This is a genomic window from Oceanisphaera psychrotolerans (assembly GCF_001870485.1).
Taxonomy (GTDB): Bacteria; Pseudomonadota; Gammaproteobacteria; order Enterobacterales; family Aeromonadaceae; genus Oceanimonas; species Oceanimonas psychrotolerans.
The window spans coordinates 1-19,428 of sequence record NZ_MDKE01000011.1 but is presented as its reverse complement, the minus strand read 5'-3'; the positions used below and the strand labels follow the sequence as shown (position 1 = coordinate 19,428).

At 53.4% G+C, this 19,428-nt stretch carries 14 protein-coding genes, 1 tRNA gene and 2 pseudogenes; 12 read left to right on the top strand and 5 right to left on the bottom strand.

Features of this window, described 5'->3' with window-relative positions; translation table 11 throughout:
- Positions 1-34: 34 nt before the first annotated feature.
- A pseudogene (xthA, locus tag BFR47_RS04280) lies at positions 35-840 on the bottom strand (exodeoxyribonuclease III).
- A gap of 48 nt (positions 841-888) precedes the next feature.
- Positions 889-1,650 (bottom strand): SDR family oxidoreductase, encoded by a 762-nt coding sequence (locus tag BFR47_RS04275; protein ID WP_071471923.1) that lies wholly within the window; start codon positions 1,648-1,650, stop codon positions 889-891.
- Between the two features lie 158 nt (positions 1,651-1,808).
- On the opposite strand from BFR47_RS04275, the gene BFR47_RS04270 reads away from it, so the two are divergent.
- Both BFR47_RS04270 and BFR47_RS04265 read left to right on the top strand, forming a co-directional pair.
- On the top strand, positions 1,809-2,843 hold the full coding sequence (locus tag BFR47_RS04270) for an efflux RND transporter periplasmic adaptor subunit (RefSeq protein WP_139215099.1): 1,035 nt from the start codon (positions 1,809-1,811) through the stop codon (positions 2,841-2,843).
- Complete coding sequence (locus BFR47_RS04265; protein WP_071471922.1) at positions 2,830-5,928, top strand: efflux RND transporter permease subunit; 3,099 nt, start codon at positions 2,830-2,832, stop codon at positions 5,926-5,928. Before BFR47_RS04270 ends, BFR47_RS04265 begins: the two co-directional genes overlap by 14 nt.
- A 91-nt stretch (positions 5,929-6,019) precedes the next feature.
- Here BFR47_RS04265 and BFR47_RS04260 read toward each other — a convergent pair whose 3' ends face one another.
- The 3 genes from BFR47_RS04260 to rcsF all read right to left on the bottom strand — a co-directional run bounded on the left by BFR47_RS04260 (position 6,020) and on the right by rcsF (position 8,942).
- Positions 6,020-7,738 carry a proline--tRNA ligase gene (locus tag BFR47_RS04260; RefSeq protein WP_071471921.1) on the bottom strand — a complete coding sequence of 573 codons (1,719 nt, stop codon included), beginning with the start codon at positions 7,736-7,738 and terminating at the stop codon, positions 6,020-6,022.
- A 92-nt stretch (positions 7,739-7,830) separates the two neighbouring features.
- Positions 7,831-8,538, bottom strand: coding sequence for a tRNA (N6-threonylcarbamoyladenosine(37)-N6)-methyltransferase TrmO (gene tsaA, locus BFR47_RS04255; RefSeq protein WP_071472205.1), 708 nt, complete (start codon positions 8,536-8,538; stop codon positions 7,831-7,833).
- Between the two features lie 35 nt (positions 8,539-8,573).
- Positions 8,574-8,942, bottom strand: a complete 369-nt coding sequence (gene rcsF, locus BFR47_RS04250; RefSeq protein WP_071471920.1) for an Rcs stress response system protein RcsF — start codon at positions 8,940-8,942, stop codon at positions 8,574-8,576.
- Between the two features lie 331 nt (positions 8,943-9,273).
- Between rcsF and BFR47_RS04245 the strand changes: the two genes are divergently transcribed.
- The 10 genes and pseudogenes from BFR47_RS04245 to BFR47_RS17390 all read left to right on the top strand — a co-directional run bounded on the left by BFR47_RS04245 (position 9,274) and on the right by BFR47_RS17390 (position 19,292).
- A tRNA-Gly gene (locus BFR47_RS04245) sits at positions 9,274-9,347 on the top strand.
- A 466-nt stretch (positions 9,348-9,813) separates the two neighbouring features.
- A complete protein-coding gene (locus tag BFR47_RS04240; protein ID WP_071471919.1) occupies positions 9,814-10,980 on the top strand; it encodes a nucleotide sugar dehydrogenase in 1,167 nt (388 codons plus the stop codon).
- 3 nt (positions 10,981-10,983) lie between these two features.
- Positions 10,984-12,092: pseudogene (gene rfbB / locus BFR47_RS04235) on the top strand (dTDP-glucose 4,6-dehydratase).
- Positions 12,092-12,964: a glucose-1-phosphate thymidylyltransferase RfbA gene (gene rfbA / locus BFR47_RS04230; protein WP_071471918.1), complete on the top strand. Its 873-nt coding sequence runs from the start codon at positions 12,092-12,094 to the stop codon at positions 12,962-12,964. The pseudogene rfbB and the gene rfbA overlap by 1 nt, the downstream one beginning before the upstream one ends.
- Positions 12,961-14,061, top strand: coding sequence for a DegT/DnrJ/EryC1/StrS family aminotransferase (locus BFR47_RS04225; RefSeq protein WP_071471917.1), 1,101 nt, complete (start codon positions 12,961-12,963; stop codon positions 14,059-14,061). Before rfbA ends, BFR47_RS04225 begins: the two co-directional genes overlap by 4 nt.
- The gene (locus BFR47_RS04220) at positions 14,058-14,747 is read left to right on the top strand and encodes a WbqC family protein (protein ID WP_071471916.1); all 690 of its coding nucleotides are present in this window, start codon (positions 14,058-14,060) and stop codon (positions 14,745-14,747) included. Before BFR47_RS04225 ends, BFR47_RS04220 begins: the two co-directional genes overlap by 4 nt.
- Before the next feature lie 46 nt (positions 14,748-14,793).
- Complete coding sequence (locus tag BFR47_RS04215; protein WP_071471915.1) at positions 14,794-15,804, top strand: sulfotransferase; 1,011 nt, start codon at positions 14,794-14,796, stop codon at positions 15,802-15,804.
- A gap of 41 nt (positions 15,805-15,845) precedes the next feature.
- The gene (locus tag BFR47_RS04210; RefSeq protein ID WP_071471914.1) at positions 15,846-17,300 is read left to right on the top strand and encodes a lipopolysaccharide biosynthesis protein; all 1,455 of its coding nucleotides are present in this window, start codon (positions 15,846-15,848) and stop codon (positions 17,298-17,300) included.
- 28 nt (positions 17,301-17,328) lie between these two features.
- Complete coding sequence (locus BFR47_RS17395; protein WP_217645440.1) at positions 17,329-17,946, top strand: glycosyltransferase family 2 protein; 618 nt, start codon at positions 17,329-17,331, stop codon at positions 17,944-17,946.
- Between the two features lie 521 nt (positions 17,947-18,467).
- Positions 18,468-19,292 (top strand): glycosyltransferase, encoded by an 825-nt coding sequence (locus tag BFR47_RS17390; protein ID WP_083399002.1) that lies wholly within the window; start codon positions 18,468-18,470, stop codon positions 19,290-19,292.
- The last annotated feature ends 136 nt before the right edge of the window (positions 19,293-19,428 follow it).

Sequence of the window (19,428 nt, the reverse complement as noted above, 5' to 3'; positions counted from 1 at the left end):
AGATGCTTAATTTAATTGGTATAAGCACCGACGGTCAGCCGAAGGTGGCCCAGATGGGGGCGTGATCCGAGGGTTTTTCGATGCCGCGCAGTTCGTAGTCGATGCCGGTATCGGTCAGCTGGCCGACCAGCGGCCGGGTGACGAGGATCAGGTCGATACGCAGGCCGCGATTGTCGTTGAAGCCCTTGCTGCGGTAGTCGAACCAGGAATAGCGATCGCTTTCTTCGGGGTTCTGCAGTCGCCAGGTATCCGTTAACCCCCAGCTCAGCAAGCGGTCCATCCACTCCCGCTCTTCCGGCAGGAGGAACATTTCCCCTCGCGCAGCCAGCGCTTGCGGTTGGGCTCACCGATGCCGATATCCAGATCGGTATGGGAAATATTCACATCCCCCATGACGATCAGCGCCTCATCCGGCTGATGGTACTCACTCAGGTAGCGCTGCAAATCGGCGTAAAAACGGGTCTTGGCGGGAAACTTGGTCTCGTGGTTGCGGTTCTCGCCCTGGGGAAAGTAGCCGTTGAGCACGGTCAACTCGGTGCCGTCGGGACGGGCGAAGCGACCCATGATCATCCTTCGCTGGGCATCATCTTCGTCACCGGGAAAGCCCTTCTTGATCTCCAGCGGTGCCTGCCTGCTCAACAGGGCCACGCCGTAATGGCCTTTCTGGCCGTGAAAATGAACGTGGTAGCCCATGGCTTCCACATCGGCCAGCGGAAAGGCGTCGTCGTGAACCTTGGTTTCCTGCAGACCGATGATGTCCGGCTGGTGTTTGTCTATAAGCGCCTGCAACTGATGCAAGCGGGCCCTGAGTCCATTGATGTTGAAGGAGATGACTTTCATAACGGCGCCTGCTGTAAAAAGAGGACGCCATGCTAGCAGAAACCGGGGTCAGTCGGCAGCCGGTCCCTCCGGATAGATCATCCGTTTGCTCATGCCGCCGTCGATAATGTATTCCTGACCGGTGATAAAGCCGGCCTCGTCGGACAGCAGAAAGCGCGCCAGAGCCGCCACATCCTCGGCGTTACCCACCCGACCGGCCGGATGCTGATGGTGATCGTGCTGACTGGGGGCCGCGTCCTGGGCATCCGGTTGCAGCCGACTGACATCAATCCAGCCCGGACTGATGGCGTTGACCCTGATGCCGGGCCCCAGGCTGATGGCCATGGCGTGGGTCAGGGCAACCAGGCCGCCCTTGGCGGCGGCATAGGCCTCGCTGTCGGGCTCCGACTGGTGGGCTCGGGTCGAGGAAATGTTGATAATGGCGGATCCCGGTGTGAGCAGGGGCGCCATGTGTTTACTTATCAGCATGGGACCGGTGAGGTTGACCGCCAGCACCCGCTGCCAGTGCGACAGGTGCAGTTGCGTCAAGGGTTCATGATGAGGCTGACTGATGGCGGCGTTGTTGATGATGCCGTCGATTTGCCCGAACTGACGTTCGATCAGTCGGCTCAGTGCCTGTACCGAGGGTTCGTCGGCCACGTCCAGATGCACCAGCTGCAAGTTGGGAAACCGGGCCTTGTCCAGTTGAGTGAGGCCATCCTTGTCGATATCGACCCCCACTACCTGGTAGTCGTGCTGCAAAAAGTAACGGGTCATTCCCAGGCCCAGGCCTTTAGCGACACCGGTGATCAGAATTTTTCCCTGCTTCATGCTGTCTCCTCGACGAAGCTCTTGCCTGCTTGTTGCGCCCTCGACTAAGCGTAGTGCGCTTTAGCCACATATTGTTACATCTTTGGCACCGACTGACATAGTCTGGCCGGACGAAAGAGGTAAACTGGGGTGAGCGTTAGATAAGGAATAAACACAGCATGTTGAACAAGAACAACTATTCCGGATTGCTGTTTGGCTGCTTGTTCGGTCTGTCGACCCTGGTGCCGGTGACGGTGTCGGCTCAGAGTGGTCCCGTGGTGTCCACGGTGCGGGTCACGGAGCAGCCCATCACGGCCGGTATCGAATTGATTGGCACCCTCAAGGCCAACCAGCAGGTGGCCATCGCACCCCAGGTGAGTGCGCGGGTGACGCAGGTACACTTTGTACCCGGACAGCAGGTGGCGGCCGGCGCGTTGTTGCTCAGTCTGGATGACAGAGCCGAGCAGGCGGCGGTGCGCGAAGCCGAGGCGGTACTGATGGACGCCCGCCGGGTGTTCAACAATTTTCAGACCCTGTTTCGGCGCAAGGCGGTGACCCAGACCGAGCTCGACGGCCAGCAGGCGGCGGTGGCCATGGCCGAGGCCAAACTGCAGGCCGCCCGGGTACAGGCGGATTACCTGACCCTGAAGGCACCCTTCGCCGGGGTCATCGGCCTGAGTGATGTGGCTCCCGGCCGGTTGCTGGTGGCCAACGAGCCGGTGGCGGAGCTGTTCGATGTGAGCAGCCTCAAGCTCGATCTGGCGGTACCGGAAAAATACTATCGCCAGCTCAGGGTGGGCGAGCAGCTGAGCGCTCGCAGCGAGGCGTACGGCGAGCAGGCCTTCATCGGGGAGCTGGCGGTGATCGCCCCCAGCGTGGACGAAGATACCCTCAATGCCCGGGTGCGGCTGCTGTTTGATAACCGCGCAGGCTTGCTGGCGCCGGGCATGCTGATGCGGGTGCAGCTGACGGTGGATAACAGCAGCCAGGCGGTGATCCCGAGCCAGAGCCTGCTGTATGCCGGCCAGCAGCGTTATGTGTTTGTAGTGGATGACGAGGGCCGGGTCAGTCGCCGTGACGTTAGCATTGGTCGTAACCTGGGAGAGCGGGTGACCATTGCCAACGGCCTCGCCATCGGCGAGCAGGTGATCAGCGAAGGCACGGTCAAGGTGCGTGACGGCATGCAGGTGGAGGTACAGCGTGAAGCTCTCTGATCTGTCCATTTCCCGCCCGGTACTGGCCACGGTACTGAGCCTGATGTTGTGTGTGTTCGGGCTGATTTCCTTTCTCGAACTGCCGCTGAGGGAAATGCCCGACACCACGTCGCCGGTGGTGACGGTACGTACCGATTATACCGGTGCCAGCGCCGGCGTACTGGAGACCCAGGTCACCCGACGGCTGGAGGACGAACTGTCGGGCATCAGCGGGGTCAAGTTCATCAGTTCCACAACCAGCGATGGCCGCTCCAGCATCACCATCGAGTTCGTTCCCGAACGGGATCTGAACAACGCCGCCAGTGACGTACGGGAAGCGGTGGCCCGGGCCTCCCGCAGCCTGCCCGACGACGCCGATGCTCCGGTGGTCACCAAGGACACCGGGCGCAACGATGTGATCCTGTGGGTCACGCTGCGCTCGACCGGCATGTCGCCGCTGGCGCTGGGGGACTATGCCCAGAACGTGCTGGCCGATCGCTTCAGCCTGCTCGACGGGGTCAGCTCGGTGTGGGTCGGCGGGCGCAAGGAACGGGTGATGAACGTGCGCCTGGATCCGGTGGCCATGGCCTCGCGTGGGGTCACGGTGGCCGACATTCGTGCCGCCCTGCGCGCCCAGAACGTGGAGCTGCCCGCCGGCACACTGGAAAACAGCCAGCAGAACTTCGCCACCCGCATTCAGCGCGGTTACGATCAGGCGGTGAATTTCAACACCCTGAGTATTCGCCGTATCGACTCGGACTCCCGGGTTTACCTGGGGGATGTGGCCGAGATTTGGGAAGGGGAAAAACCGGAAGACACCCTGTTTCGCTCCAACGGCCAGAACGTGGTGGGGCTGGGTATCGTCAAGCAGACCCAGGCCAATACCCTGGAGGTGGTGGAGGAGGTCAAGCGGGCGGTGATCGCTCAGCAGCCCTTTCTGCCCGAGGGCACCGAGCTGACCTGGACCTACGACAGCTCGGTGTTTATCGACAGTGCCATCGGCGAGGTGTATCAGACGCTGCTGATCACCATCGGTCTGGTGGTGCTGGTGATTTATATTTTTCTGGGCCAGGTGCGGGCCACCCTGATCCCGGCGGTGACGGTGCCGGTGTCGCTGATCAGCGCCTTTATCCTGGCCTATGCTCTGGGGTATTCGGTGAACCTGATCACCCTGATGGCGCTGATCATGGCCATCGGTCTGGTGGTGGATGATGCCATCGTGGTGCTGGAGAATATTCATCATCATCTTGAGCGGGGCCGGTCGCCGCTGGCCGCCGCCTATCACGGCACGCGCGAGGTGGGCTTTGCGGTGATCGCCACCACCCTGACGCTGGTGGCGGTGTTTTTGCCCATCGTGTTCATGGGCGGCATTATCGGCCGTATCTTCACCGAGTTTGCGGTGCTGCTGGCCGGAGCCGTGGTCTTTTCGTCGCTGGTGGCCCTGACCCTGACCCCGGTGATGGGCAGCAAGATCCTTAAATCCAAGCAGCAGCCCGGCTGGCTGGCGAGTCGTTTCGACGCCGGCTTTGCCCGCCTGGAGCGGGGCTACCGGCGCCTGCTCGGCAGCGAGCTGAGCCATCGCTGGTGGGCCCCGCTGGCGATGGTGCTGGCGCTGGGACTGATCACCCTGTTGTTTCAGCAGGTGCCCCAGAGCCTGACCCCGAAGGAAGACCGTGGCGTGGTCTTTGTGCTGGTGCGCGGGGCCGAGGGGGCCAGCTTCGAGCGCATGAGCCGGGCCATGGGCGAGGTGGAAGCCCGGCTGGCCCCCCTGCAGCAAGACGGAACCGTGACCAGCCTGACGGTCCGTACCCCGGGCTTCGGTGGCGGGGTAAACAGCGGTATGGTCATCGCCAGCCTGGCCACCTGGGACCAGCGGGCGGTGTCGGCCGAGGCCATCGTCGGACGTATTCGTGGCCTGACTCGGGATGTGGCCGATGTGCTTGTGATCCCGATAATGCCGTCGTCCATTCGTGGTGGCTCCAGCTCGCCGGTGGAGTTTGTGCTGGGCGGGGCCGACTACGACGAACTCTACGGCTGGGCCGATCAGTTGCGGCAACGGGCCCGTGATAACCCGGGCCTGAGCGACCTGGATCTGGACTATGCCCAGACCAAGCCCGAATTGCTGGTAGAGGTGGATCAGCAACGGGCGGCCAAGCTGGGAATATCGGTCACCGAGGTGGCCGACAGCCTCAACGTCATGCTCGGCGGTCAGGCCATCACCACCTATGCGCGCCAGGGGGAAGAGTACGATGTCTACCTCAAGGGGCAGCAGGACGCCTTCCGGCAGCTGGGCGATCTGGGCGGCATCTATCTGCGTACCGGCGGTGGCGAGCTGGTGTCGCTCGATAACCTGGTCACCCTGAACGAGCAGGGGACCTCGCCTTCGCTGAACCATTACAACCGCAAGAAGGCCATTACCCTCAGCGCCAACCTGGTCGGCAATTACAGCCTGGGTGAGGCGCTGGACTATCTGGACGGTCTGGTGCGTGACCAGTTGCCTGACTACGCCACCGTCGATTACAAGGGCGAGTCGCTGGAATACAAGAGCAACCAGGGCGATGTGGCCTTCGTGTTCGGGCTGGCGCTGGTGGTGGTGTTTCTGATCCTGGCGGCCCAGTTCGAGAGCTTTATTCATCCCTTTATCGTGCTGCTGACGGTGCCGCTGGGCCTGCTCGGCGGCCTGCTGGGGCTCTATCTGACGGGGATGACCCTCAATGCCTACAGCCAGATAGCCATGGTGATGCTGATAGGGCTGGTGACCAAGAACGGCATCCTGATCGTGGAGTTCGCCAACCAGCTGCGCGACCGGGGACACCCCTTCGGTGAGGCGCTGATCGAGGCCTCGGTACGCCGTCTGCGGCCCATATTGATGACCGCCTTTACCACGGTGGCGGGTGCCATTCCGCTGATCCTGGCCAGCGGGGCCGGAGCCGAAAGCCGGCAGGCGGTGGGGACAGTGGTCTTTTCCGGTGTGTCGCTGGCAACCCTGTTGACGTTGTTTATCGTGCCGGCCATGTACCGGTTGCTGGCGCGCCATACCCAGTCGCCGGAGCACCAGCAACGGCGATTGGAGGCGGCGCTGAAAGAGCCGGAAGCGGGAGGCTGATACAGCATTAGTTCAACAAACGATTGCCCCAACAAAAACGGCGCCGTATCGAACGGCGCCGTTTTTTAGTATTCAGCGTATGCCAGAACGCTTATTTCTGGATGGCCTGGGTCAGCTGGGCCACGATGTCGTCGATGGCCACTTCGGACTTTTCGCCACCGCGGCGGGTCTTGTATTCCACTACATTGTTGTCCAGGCCGCGATCGCCGATGACGATGCTGTGGGGCACGCCCAGCAGTTCCATGTCGGCGAACATCACGCCCGGACGCTCTTTACGGTCGTCGAACAGCACTTCGATGCCGGCGGCGGTCAGCTCATTATACAGCTTCTCGGCCACTTCCTGCACCCGGTAGGACTTGTGCATGTTCATCGGGATGATGGCGACCTGGAAGGGCGCGATGGCTTCCGGCCAGATGATGCCGCGATCGTCATGGTTTTGCTCGATGGCGGCGGCCACGATGCGTGATACACCGATGCCGTAGCAGCCCATTTCCAGTACCGTTGATTTGCCGTCTTCGTTGAGCACGGTGGCGTTCATCTTGCTGGAGTAGTTGTTGCCCAGCTGGAAGATGTGGCCCACTTCGATGCCACGTTTGATTTGCAGCACGCCCTTGCCACAGGGGCTGGGGTCGCCTTCCTTGACGTTACGCAGATCGGCCACCTGCGGCAGCGGCAGATCCCGGCCCCAGTTGATGCCGAAGTAGTGCTTGTCTTCAATGTTGGCACCGGCGCCAAAGTCGTTCATGACCGCCACGGCGCGATCCACCACTACCGGCACCGGCATGTTCAGCGGACCCAGCGAACCCGGGCCGGCACCGACGATGGCGCGAATTTCTTCTTCGGTGGCAAAGGTCAGGGGGCTGGCGACCTGCGGCAGCTTCTCGGCCTTGATTTCGTTCAGTTCGTGATCGCCACGCACCATCAGTGCCACCAGCGGAGCGTCCTGATCGTCGGCGGCCTTTACCAGCAGGGTCTTGACGGTTTTCTCGATATCCAGTCCGAATTGCTCCACCAGCGCGGCGATGGTTTTGGCGTCGGGAGTATCGACCAGGGTCAGCTCCTGGGTGGCGGCATCGGCGGTGGCCTTGGGCGCCACGGCCTCGGCCATTTCGATGTTGGCGGCGTAATCGGACTCGGTAGAGAAGGCGATGTCGTCTTCACCGCTCTGGGCCAGCACGTGGAATTCGTGCGAGGCACTGCCACCGATGGCGCCGGTGTCGGCCAGTACGGCGCGGAAGTCCAGTCCCATGCGCTCGAAGATACGGCTGTAGGCCTGATACATGTCGTCGTAGGTCTGCTCCAGACTCTGCTGGCTGGTGTGGAAGGAGTAGGCATCCTTCATGATGAACTCGCGCGAGCGCATCACGCCGAAGCGGGGGCGGACTTCGTCGCGGAATTTGGTCTGGATCTGATACAGGTTCAGCGGCAGTTGCTTGTAGGAAGCCACCTCGTTGCGCACCATGGAGGTGATGACTTCTTCGTGGGTCGGGCCCAGTACGAAGCTGCGATCGTGGCGATCCTTGATGCGCAGCAGTTCGGGGCCGAACTTGTCCCAGCGGCCGGTTTCATGCCACAGCTCGGCGGGCTGTACCACCGGCATCAGCATTTCCACCGCGCCGGCGCGGTTCATTTCTTCCCGCACGATGGCGGCGACCTTGTTCAATACCCGCAGGCCACTGGGCAGCCAGGTGTACAGGCCCGACGCCAGCCGGCGGATCATGCCCGCGCGCAGCATCAGCTGGTGGCTGATCACCTCGGCATCGCTCGGGGTCTCTTTGAGGGTGGAAAGCAAGTATTGAGTGGTACGCATGCGCTTAAACCTTGTTGATTTTTAAAATCCATTAAAGAAAGAGATTGTAGCAGGGGGGCCGGTCAGGCAGAAGCCCCGTTATGTCTCCCGCCTTACTCCTCAGCGCTCACGATTTCAAGCACCCTGGTGAGGCGGCCAAAGACTTCAAAGCGTACGTTGTAGTGATAAAGCCGGACCCCGTACTGCTGCCAGTGTTTGTCGTTGCGCTTGTAGGCCGGGCGCGGATCCTGCACCAGTACTTCGGTAATAAACTGCTGCAGGTCGGGAATCTCCGAGCGGGCACAGGCCTGCTCGGCGGCGGCGCTGAAGATGACTTCCATGCTGATGTCCGGGGGCGCCGGTGCAAAGCCGCCGTGGGCATCGGGCACCGCATCGACCCAGGGCAGATAGGGCTTGATGTCGACCACGGGGGTGCCGTCCACCAGATCCACACCGCCCAGCTCCAGCCACACCTTGTTGCCGTCCTTGCACATGTCGTGCAGTTGCACCACCGAGAGTCCCAGCGGGTTGGGCCTGAAGGTGGAGCGGGTAGCGAAGACACCCACCCGTTCGTTGCCGCCCAGCCGTGGCGGGCGCACCGTGGGGTTCCAGCCCTTGTCCTGAGTCTGGTGAAACACGAACATCAGCCACAGGTGACTGAACTCGCCCAGTCCGCGAAAGGCACTGGGCTCGTTGTAGGGCGGCAGCATCTCCAGCCGGGCCCGGGCACTGCTGACCAGCCCCGGCTGGCGCGGCACCGCAAACTTCTCTTTATAAGGCGAACGAATAATACCGATGGGATCCAGCATGACCTGCGGCATGGGTGGTTGCATCGGTGGCTGCATGGGCTGCTGCATCAGTCCGCAACCTTCAGCGCCTGACCGCTGCACAGCACCTGTTCCAGGCAGCCGGGCATGTCATCGAAGCGAATGCAGCGGTCCAGCAAGAGCCCGTTGGCCCCCATATCGGCTGCACTGCGACGCACGCTGGCGCGGGCATCGGCTTCTTTCGGCGGCGCTTCATCGGCTTTTATCTGGCAGGCTTCGCCTTCCACCGAGCCCAAGGTGACGTAATTCACGCCGTCCAGGTCGGCCTTGCTGTAAAGCTTGACCCCGTCGCCCTTGTAATAATCCTTGATACCGACCGGTGACACGTTGCTGTTGAACCCCCAACCCGCGCAACCAGACAACGCAACCGCCAGCAGAGAAACCCCGAGAAGACGCATGAGACAAGTCCTTAATCCAGAAAAAGAAGCTGACCTTATTCTGCACAAGGTGCTGCAGAAGGTCGAATGAAATTGGGGTCGTAAGCGGCGTGATGTTGTCGAAGGGGATAATTTACTCGACCAAAGCGGGATAATGCCGAACCGGCCAACTGACGCCATCGGGTTCTTTCCCCACTTTGCTGCCGTGTGGCAGGCATGACATCAGGTAATTGCCAGGGGAAGGACGGGGAGGGAACACTACTCATTGGGTGGTTGTTGGTGGTTATTTGTTCACTTGAACATCAGGAGATTGCCGCCGGCGCAAAAAGGGCTATAGTGGAACTCCTTCAGAGCGGGCGTAGTTCAATGGTAGAACGGCAGCTTCCCAAGCTGCATACGTGGGTTCGATTCCCATCGCCCGCTCCAATGTAAAAGCATTTATCATCAATAGCCTGCTCCTTACTTTATCGTTGACTTTGATGTTGACAGATACAAATATCGACGTAGCTTTCCTGTATATCACGCCATTTCCATATTGTGAGTAAGGTTTTATCTGGGCGGTAAATCCAGTAGACTTGTGCGCCTTTGCTTGCAAGCCGCGATCGTCTTGCAAAACGCAACTTATCATCGTGCATGCGGCGCTACGCCCGGCCCTGGGGGAATGGCCAACTGAACCCTATGGGCGGTAGCGTATTTAGTTACCGCCGGAGTTCTGGGTTGCCGGAAAGCGATGGCCAAAAAGATAAAGGCACAAATAATCTGCTATCGGTAAAAACAACTGGCCGGCACTATCGCAGGGTCGAACTCAGTTTGCTATTAACACACAACGGTGCCAGGCACAAAGGCAGTCCGCACTCTCTCATGTCTCACCGCTCAAAAGAAACAAACACTTATGAAAATTGCCATTGCCGGCACCGGCTACGTTGGCCTATCCAACGCGATGCTGCTGGCCCAGCATCACGAAGTGGTTGCCCTCGACATTATTCCCGAAAAAGTAGAGCTGCTTAATAACCGGCAATCCCCCATTGTGGATGCCGACATCACCGAATTTCTGCAAAACAGGAAAATTGACTTTCGTGCCACCACCAGCCAAGTGGAAGCCTTTGACAATGCAGACTTCGTAATCATCGCCACCCCCACCGATTACGATTCGGTTACCAATCACTTCAACACCCAGAGTGTGGAGACGGTGGTAAACGATGTGTTGGCCATCAACCCTAATGCGGTAATAGTGATCAAATCCACTGTGCCCGTGGGGTATACCCAAAAACTAAAAGAACAAACCGGCAGCTATAACATCATTTTCTCGCCCGAATTCCTGCGCGAAGGCAAGGCTCTGCACGACAACCTATACCCTTCCCGCATCATAGTGGGTGAGCAAAGCGAGCGGGCCGAGGTGTTTGCCGGCTTACTACTGCAAGGCGCCATTAAAAAAGACGTGCCGGTGCTGTACACCAACAGCACAGAGGCTGAGGCGGTAAAGCTGTTTTCCAACACCTATCTCGCCATGCGGGTAGCCTACTTCAATGAACTGGACAGCTACGCCGAAAGCCATGGCCTGGACAGCAGACAAATCATAGAAGGGGTGGGTCTGGACCCGCGCATTGGCAGCCACTATAACAACCCAAGCTTTGGCTACGGCGGTTACTGCTTGCCTAAAGACACCAAACAGCTGCTGGCCAACTATAACGAAGTACCCAATAACCTTATTCAGGCTATCGTGGATGCCAACACCACCCGCAAAGACTTTATCGCCAACGCTATTATCAAAAAGAACCCTAACGTCGTGGGCATTTACCGCCTGGTGATGAAGGCGGGCTCCGATAACTTCCGCGCTTCCGCCATCCAGGGCGTCATGAAACGAATCAAGGCCAAGGGGATAGAAGTAATAGTCTACGAGCCGGTATTTACCGAGCCTGAATTTTTTCACTCGCAAGTGGTAAATAACCTGGATGAGTTCAAGCTGCGATCGGATGTAATCGTCGCCAACCGGCCTTCAGCCAAGCTGCAGGATGTGGCGGAGAAGGTATATACCCGTGATTTGTTTGGAAGTGATTGATTTATGAAGATTTTAGTTACCGGTGGCGCCGGTTTTATTGGCTCTGCAGTTATTCGCCACATCATCAATCACACTCAAAGCAGTGTGATAAACGTAGACAAGCTGACCTATGCCGGCAATCTGGAAAGCTTGACCGAAGTAAGTGATAGCAACCGCTACGCCTTTGAACTAGTGGATATTTGCAACCGCACAGAGCTTGAGCACGTGTTTGCCGAGCACCAGCCCGATGCCATTATGCACCTGGCAGCGGAAAGCCATGTGGACAGATCCATCGACGGCCCCGCTGAGTTTATTCAAACTAACATAGTCGGTACTTATAATCTGCTGGAAGCCGCGCGAACTTATTGGAACGAGTTAGAGGCTGATAAAAAACCAACTTTCGCTTCCATCACATAAGCACCGATGAAGTGTATGGCGACCTGCCGCATCCGGCAGAAGTGGCAGATGCAGCGCAGCACCTGTTTACAGAAGCTACGTCTTACGCCCCTAGCAGCCCATACTCCGCCAGCAAAGCGAGTTCCGATCATCTGGTGAGAGCCTGGCAGCGTACCTACGGTTTCCCGGTACTGATTACCAACTGCTCCAACAACTATGGTCCTTACCACTTTCCGGAAAAGCTCATACCGCTGGTGATCCTCAATGCGCTGGAAGGCAAGCCGCTGCCGATTTACGGCAAAGGCGACCAGATCCGCGACTGGCTCTATGTCGAGGATCACGCCCGTGCGCTCTACAAGGTAGTTACCGAAGGTAAAGTGGGCGAAACTTACAACATCGGCGGCCACAACGAAAAGCAGAACATAGAAGTAGTGCATACCATCTGCGACATACTGGATGAACTTGCCTCTGGTCGTCACTCTGCCAAACCGGGTCATTCCGCATTTGATGCGGAATCTTCCTACAAACAACTGATCACTAACGTAGAAGATCGCCCCGGTCACGATCGCCGCTACGCCATCGACGCAAGCAAAATAGAACGCGAACTGGGCTGGAAGCCACAAGAGACCTTTGAATCCGGCATCCGCAAAACCGTGCAGTGGTATCTCAACAACCTGGAGTGGTGCCAACGAGTACAGGATGGTAGCTACCAACGTGAACGACTGGGAGTAATGTAATGAAAGGTATTATTCTGGCTGGTGGCTCCGGTACCCGGCTGTACCCCATTACTCTGGGCACTTCCAAGCAGCTGCTGCCCATCTATGACAAACCCATGATCTACTATCCACTGTCGGTGCTGATGCTGGCTGGCATACAGGATATTCTGATCATCACCACGCCGGAGGATCAGCAAGGCTTTATTCGAGTATTGGACGATGGCAGCCAGTTTGGTATTAACCTGAGCTACGCAGTTCAACCTAGCCCCGATGGTCTGGCTCAGGCGTTTATTCTCGGTGAAGAGTTTATTGGCCAGGATCCTGTTTGCCTTGTGCTGGGTGATAATATTTTCTATGGCCATGGTTTCAGCCCCAAACTCAAGCAAGCGGTAGCACGAGCCGAAGGCGCCACCGTGTTTGGCTATCAGGTCAAGGATCCGGAGCGTTTTGGTGTGGTAGAGTTTGACCAGAACAAACGGGTGGTATCCATAGAGGAAAAACCCGTAAAGCCAAAATCCCACTTTGCGGTAACCGGTCTGTATTTTTACGACAACAAGGTGGTTGATATCGCCAAGCAGGTTAAGCCCAGCCATAGGGGGGAGCTGGAAATCACCGATATCAACCGGGCCTATCTTGAGCAGGGCAACCTGAACGTAGAGCTGTTGGGCCGAGGCTTCTCGTGGCTGGACACAGGCACCCACGAAAGCTTGCTGGAAGCCGCTCAGTTTGTGGAAACCATAGAAAAGCGGCAGGGCTATAAAATTGCCTGTCTGGAAGAAATTGCTTTTAACCAAGGCTGGCTCACCCGCGAGCAGTTGCTCAAGCAAGCTGATTACCTTAAAAAGAATGGCTATGGTCAATACCTCTTGGCCTTGGCCGGAGAGCACGTATGATCCCCGTTACCAAGCCCTATTTTCCCAGTCGGGAGAAACTGAATACATATATCGATGGCATTTATGAACGCCAGTGGTTGACCAACAATGGCGAGCTGGTGCAAGAGCTTACCCGCCGGCTTGAAAACTACTTGGGGGTAGAAAACCTGCTGCTGGTCTCCAACGGCACACTGGCACTGCAAATTGCCTATCGCGCCCTGGGGCTGCGGGATAACAGGGCTCCACGGCACCCCGAGGCCATTACCACCCCCTTCACCTTTATAGCCACCGCTAGCTCTTTAAAATGGGAAGGTATAGAGCCAGTGTTTGCAGACATAGACCCGCACACCTGGTGTCTGGATCCGGCTAATATAGAGGCGGCCATTACTCCCAACACCAAGGCCATTGTACCCGTGCATGTGTTTGGCAACGCCTGTGAGGTGGAAGCCATCGATGCCATTGCCAATAAGCATAACCTCAAGGTGATTTACGATGCTTCTCATGCCTTTGGCGTAAAGTACAAGGGAGAAAGCCTGCTCAAGCACGGCGATGCCGCTACCCTCAGCTTTCATGCCACCAAGCTTTTTCACACCGGTGAAGGCGGTGCCATTATCTTCAAACGCAAGGAAGATCTGGAACGGGCAAGAAAAATGATCAATTTTGGCATTACCGGGCCGGAATCCATTGAAGAGCTGGGCATTAACGCCAAAATGAACGAGCTGCAGGCCGCCATGGGCTTGTGTGTACTGGATGAAATGGAACAGAACCTGGCCGCCCGTGCTGAAGTCTGGCACCGCTATGAACAAGCCCTTGCCGGCACCCTGCAACTGCAGTCCAGGGCAAAGGCTCTGGATTATAATTACGCTTATTTTCCAGTGGTGTTTAAAACTGAAGCGAAGGCGGTACGGGTGGCTGCCACATTAAAAGAGCATGGTGTGCTGGCAAGACGGTATTTTTATCCGTCGCTGGAGTCTGTGGAATGTTTGAATAGTCAAAAAAAACAGGCTATCTCAAAAAATATTGCTAGCCGAATTCTGTGCCTTCCTATTTACAATAAGCTGGGAAATGCAGAGCAAAAAGAGATAATTGAACTTGTAAATACGGAGTTGGCATTATGAAGCTGGCTGTGATGCAACCTTATCTTTTTCCTTATATCGGTTACTTTCATCTTATTTATGTATCTGATCTTTTTTTGATTTATGATGATGTCACTTTTATTAAAAAGGGATATATAAATAGAAATAATGTTCTTACTGGTAGTGGCGTTACCCGGTTCACAGTTTCTGTGCCAGGAGCTTCTCAAAATAAACTGATAACAGAGCTGTCGTTCTCCACAGATGTTAATAAAATACTAAAGATAGTAGAGCATGGTTATTCTATGGCGCCTTATTTTGAGGCTTTCTTTCCTCTTTTTAAGCAGATTGTTGAGAACAAGGAGCGCTCTATATCTTCAGTTTGTTTGAATAGTTATCAAGCTATATTTTCCTACTTAGATATAGAAAAAAAATTTAAAAGGACAAGCGAGCTTGAGTACGACCGTTCCGCATCAGCTCGTGACAGACTTATCAATCTATCGCATAAATTTGGCGCTGATTGTTACATAAATTCCCCTAGTGGAAGAAAATTATACAATAAAGCGGATTTCGAGAACCAAGGCATCGACCTGAAATTTGTTGATTCACTGCCAGTTGAATACAAACAGAATAGTAAAGAGTTTGTGCCAAATTTATCAATCATTGATGTGTTGATGAACTGCTCGCCAGAAGAAGTCAGGAATCTGCTGGTTCGATATAAATTGGGATAGCAGCCTACTCGTAACTGTGTTTTATTTATCTAGAGTGGATGGTTTTATGTTTAAACAGAAACAACGAACTGAGCAGTTCTCTCGGGTCTCTGACCTTGAAGCTTTGCTAACCGAACTGAATGGTAATCTTGTATGTGTTAACGAAAAGTATCTTAACGATGCTTCAGAGCGATACTCCAAAGTATTTGTGATAGGGCCATTACGTTCTGGTACTACACTTTTTACACAGTGGCTTGCAAGTTCTGGCCTTGTTGCTTATCCAACCAATCTGCTTTCCCGTTTTTTCGGTGCGCCTTTGGTTGGTGCGAAAATTCAGCAGTTGTTAACAGATCCTCGTTACAACTTTCGTAACGAGATCCTGGACTTTAACTCTGATATCAACTTCAGTTCTGACAATGGTAAAACCAAGGGCGCACTGGCACCCAACGAGTTCTGGTACTTCTGGCGCCGTTTTCTGCCTTTCGATGAGCTGGATTATCTGCCACCGAAGGAATTACTTGAAAAAGCGAACCTGGCGGGGTTCAGAGACGAGCTGAATGCACTTGCCAATATTTTTGAAAAGCCCTTCGCCATGAAGGGAATGATCATGAACCAGAATATTCCCGAGCTGGCACAGCAATTTGAAAAGCCGCTTTTTATCTGGATTCACCGTGACCCTGTGTTCAACATTCAGTCAGCGCTGGAAGCCAGAAAGCGCCAGTATGGCGATATTAACACTTGGTACTCTTTTAAAATAAAAGAATACCCGGAGCTGAAAAACCTCGATCCGCTGGAGTCAGTAGCAGGCCAGATAGCAGCCATTAATCGCTCGGTAGAGCAGGGCATTGCCGACCTTCCAGATCATAAAAAGCTGATAGTGCAGTACGAAGACTTTTGTCAACGTCCTGAATATTACTACAACGAAATCACCCGTCGCCTAGTTGAACAAGGTGGAATAACTGAAGATAAAATTCCGGCATATACAGGTGAATCAAATTTTTACAATACTAATCGTTGGCGGCTGGAGGAGTACACGCAGGAAGAATCTGAACGGGCATGTAAAAAATGGAAAAATTAACTTTTGTTTACTTTTGTGCATAACGGTGAATCAAGCATTAGATGAATGTTATAAATAAAAAAATAGGTGCCGGCGTTTTCTGGAATCTTGCAAGTATGTTTATGAGCAGGGGAGCCAGTACCCTGTTTATGCTGTTTCTCGCTCGTTTGCTGGCACCGGAAGCGTTTGGTCTGATTGCCATGGCAGCCGTCGTGTTCGAGCTGGCCAACACCTTTGTTCAGTCCGGCCTGGGAACGGCTCTGGTACAAAGCAAGGTTGTCTCAAAAGCCGATCTGAATACCGTTTTTTTTAGTAATTTAATGTTAAGCGGTATTGTGTATGCCGCATTGTTTTTTTCAGCCCCTTTGGTAGCCGGCTTTTATGAGCAGCCTGAGCTGGCCGCTCTTATTCAGGTGATGGGCCTGGTGGTGTTTATTAATGCCTTCAAGGTAGTACAAACAGCAGTGCTGACCCGTAACATGAACTTCAGGGCACAAATGAAGGCTAATACCCTTGGCGTTGTTGCTTCTGGTGTGTTGGCGGTGGCGGCGGCTTTTTCTGATTGGGGCGTATGGAGCCTGGTGGTGCAGATGCTAAGCTCCGCACTGGTTTCAGCCGTTATATTGTGGCTGGCCAGCAGCTGGCGGCCGGCATTACAATTCAGTACCGAGTCGTTTTCCCGTTTATTTCGCTTTGGTCGTAACCTGCTGCTGGAAGGAAGCCTTGAAGTACTGTTCCAGAATTCCTATGTCATGGTAATCGGCCGGTTCTTCAGCGCTGAAGTGACCGGCCTTTACTTTTTTGCTAAAAAAATCAGTAACCTTATATCTCAGCAGCTTACCAGCGCAGTGCAACAGGCTACTTTCCCGGCTTTGGCTACATTGCAGGATGACAATGCGGCTTTGCTGGATAAATATCGGCAGATTATGCAGTTGATGATGTTTGTTATCGCTCCCATTATGGCAGGGCTGGCAGGGCTGGCAGATCCGCTTGTTAATGCTTTTTTTGGTGAGAAGTGGCTGGGAGCAATATCTTACCTGCAGGTGCTTTGTGTGATTGGCATGCTCTATCCTCTTCACGCATTGAATATAAACCTTCTGAATGTGAAAGGCCGTTCAGATTTGGTGCTTAAGGTGGGGGTTTTGAAGAAAATAGTTAATATTATGCTATTGTTACTTGCTATCCCTTGTGGCGTATTCGCTATTGTGCTCAGTCAGCTTGCTGGTAGCCTCTTGGCATTAGTTCCAAATACTTATTTTTCATCTAAACTGGTGGGTTACAAGCTGACAACTCAGCTTGCAGATGCAATAAAGCCAGTACTAGCCGGGCTTTTCGCCGCATATGTAGTTGGTTACCTGTGTCGTATCAGCCACTACCCTGCAATTGCAGAGTTGGCTTGTGGCTCACTGCTGGGTGGGATGATTTATTTGCTGGCTTGCTTTGTGCTAAAGGCCGATGGGCTGAAGTTTTTGATTGATAAACTCAAGACTAGATTGCCGTTGAAACGGCACGCTTGACTTATGCTATTTCAGGGTTGAATTGATTTTGAAAGATATTATAAAAAACCTCAAAGTGGGAGATGCGGTTCCGGTTCCCCCAGAACCGAGAGCGGAATCAGAGATAATGGCGAACTGGAAAGGGGATCTTTCACAGCCATTGGTTTCAATTGTCTGTCATACCTACAATCATGTTAATTATATCAAAGATGCTTTGAATGGCTTCCTGATGCAGGAAACTGACTTCCCATTTGAGATAATTGTGCATGATGATGCATCGACGGATGGGACTACTGAAATAGTAAAAGAGTATGTGGAGATTTATTCTAATATTATTGTCCCTGTGATTCAAAGTGAAAATAAATGGTCTAAGGGTGTTATGCCTAGGTCATTTACCTTCCCAAAAGTTAGAGGTAAATATATAGCTCTTTGTGAAGGTGATGACTATTGGGTAAGTGCTAGCAAATTAAAGAGCCAAGTTAGTAATTTTAAGTGTGGAGTCTCATTGGTTTTTCATGATTCAATTAGGTGTGAAAATTTCTTAGTCTCAGCGACTAGTTACTATAACGAGTCAAAAGTACCAGTTGTGGGGTATAAGCCATTTCAAATGCGCGTGGCTCTAAAACACCTACTGCTTCAGCAGTTTTCTTATCAGAACCCTTCCTAGGGAAACAACAAATTAATGTAGTTAATGGTGACCATTTAATATGGGCAACTTTAGCTTCCTTAGGGGAGGCAAAATTTATACCAGAAAAATGGTCCATTTATCGTCATCATCCAGGTGGTGTTTGGTCCGCGCGAAAAGTAATTGACAAAATAAGTCCGGTGTTGAAATCTAAAAGTGAAATATTTTGGTTGGTTTCACCTGAACTTAAAACTTCCGCACTTGTCGGTTACTGTGCAATGTGCTTGGAGCTAATAAACGAACTTTTAGCGGCGGGTTATCGCAAGCAAGCTAATTCTGTAATGTGTTTAATGTTACTTAACTCATTAAAAATGGGGGTGAGGTGTAAATTTAAATCGCTGCATCACTTTAAGGAACTCGTCTTAATTTTAAAGATGCTATTAAATGATTTACCTGTGGCGCTATTTAAGTGTAGATTTAAATAATTGCCCCGATAGCGCTTATTTAGTTCGCGTTAGCGTTCATTATCTTTTTTAATTGTTTAAGTCTTTTGGGGGTTTTTAATGTCTATCATCGTATCCTTGACCTCCACTTCGGCTAGGTTACAAGTTTTAAAGTACACTTTGCTGTCACTTTGTAATCAGTCATTAAAGCCTGACCAGATAATTCTTAATGTGTCTAAAGAAGGATACCTTATTGATGAAGGTATTAAGGAACTTCCTGAGTGGTTGGTCGATTTAGCAGGGGGAGGGAAGGTTTTTATCAATTGGGTAGATAATACCGGCCCCTATCGAAAATTGATGCCGGTATATAACGAAGCTTCAAATGATGATTGGGTGATAACTTGTGATGACGACGTAATTTATGGTGAAGACTGGCTAGCTTTGCTTGTTAAAACTGCAGAAGAACATCCAGATGCCATTGTTTGTGGCAGGGCACGTATACCAGTTAAGACAATTTTTGGTGGCTTTCAAAGCTACCTTAACTGGAAAGTTGTCCCATTAGGTAGTGTTGGTTATAACTTGTTGCCTGTTGGGATATCAGGTGTTTTATATCGCAAATTTTTATTGGATGATTCGGTAATGAAGAGTCAAGACTTCAAAAGGTTGGCTCCAAAGCAAGATGATCTGTGGTTTAATCTTGCTCGCCAAATGGCTGGGGTAAAGGTTGCTGTGTCTACCGAGGCCGATAAATATGTGTTTCCTATTGAAGCGCCATGTGCACTTTCAAAAACTAATGCTTCTGCAAAATTAAAGAGCTGGGATAGTTTTTTAGGCGCTCTTTGGTCGCGCTTTGTATTAAAGTTAAAGGCTTATCTCGGTTGTTCGGCTTGCAATAATGATATCGCCATCAAAAAGCTTGAAAAATATAGGAGAAAATTAGGTTGAGTGCCAGCTAAGCTATTACAAATTATTAATTTTATTAAGCTTTATAATCGATTAACGAAGGTTTGAATTATGTCACTAACCCACCTGCAACGGCTGGAAGCCGAAAGTATCCACATCATGCGGGAAGTAGTGGCCG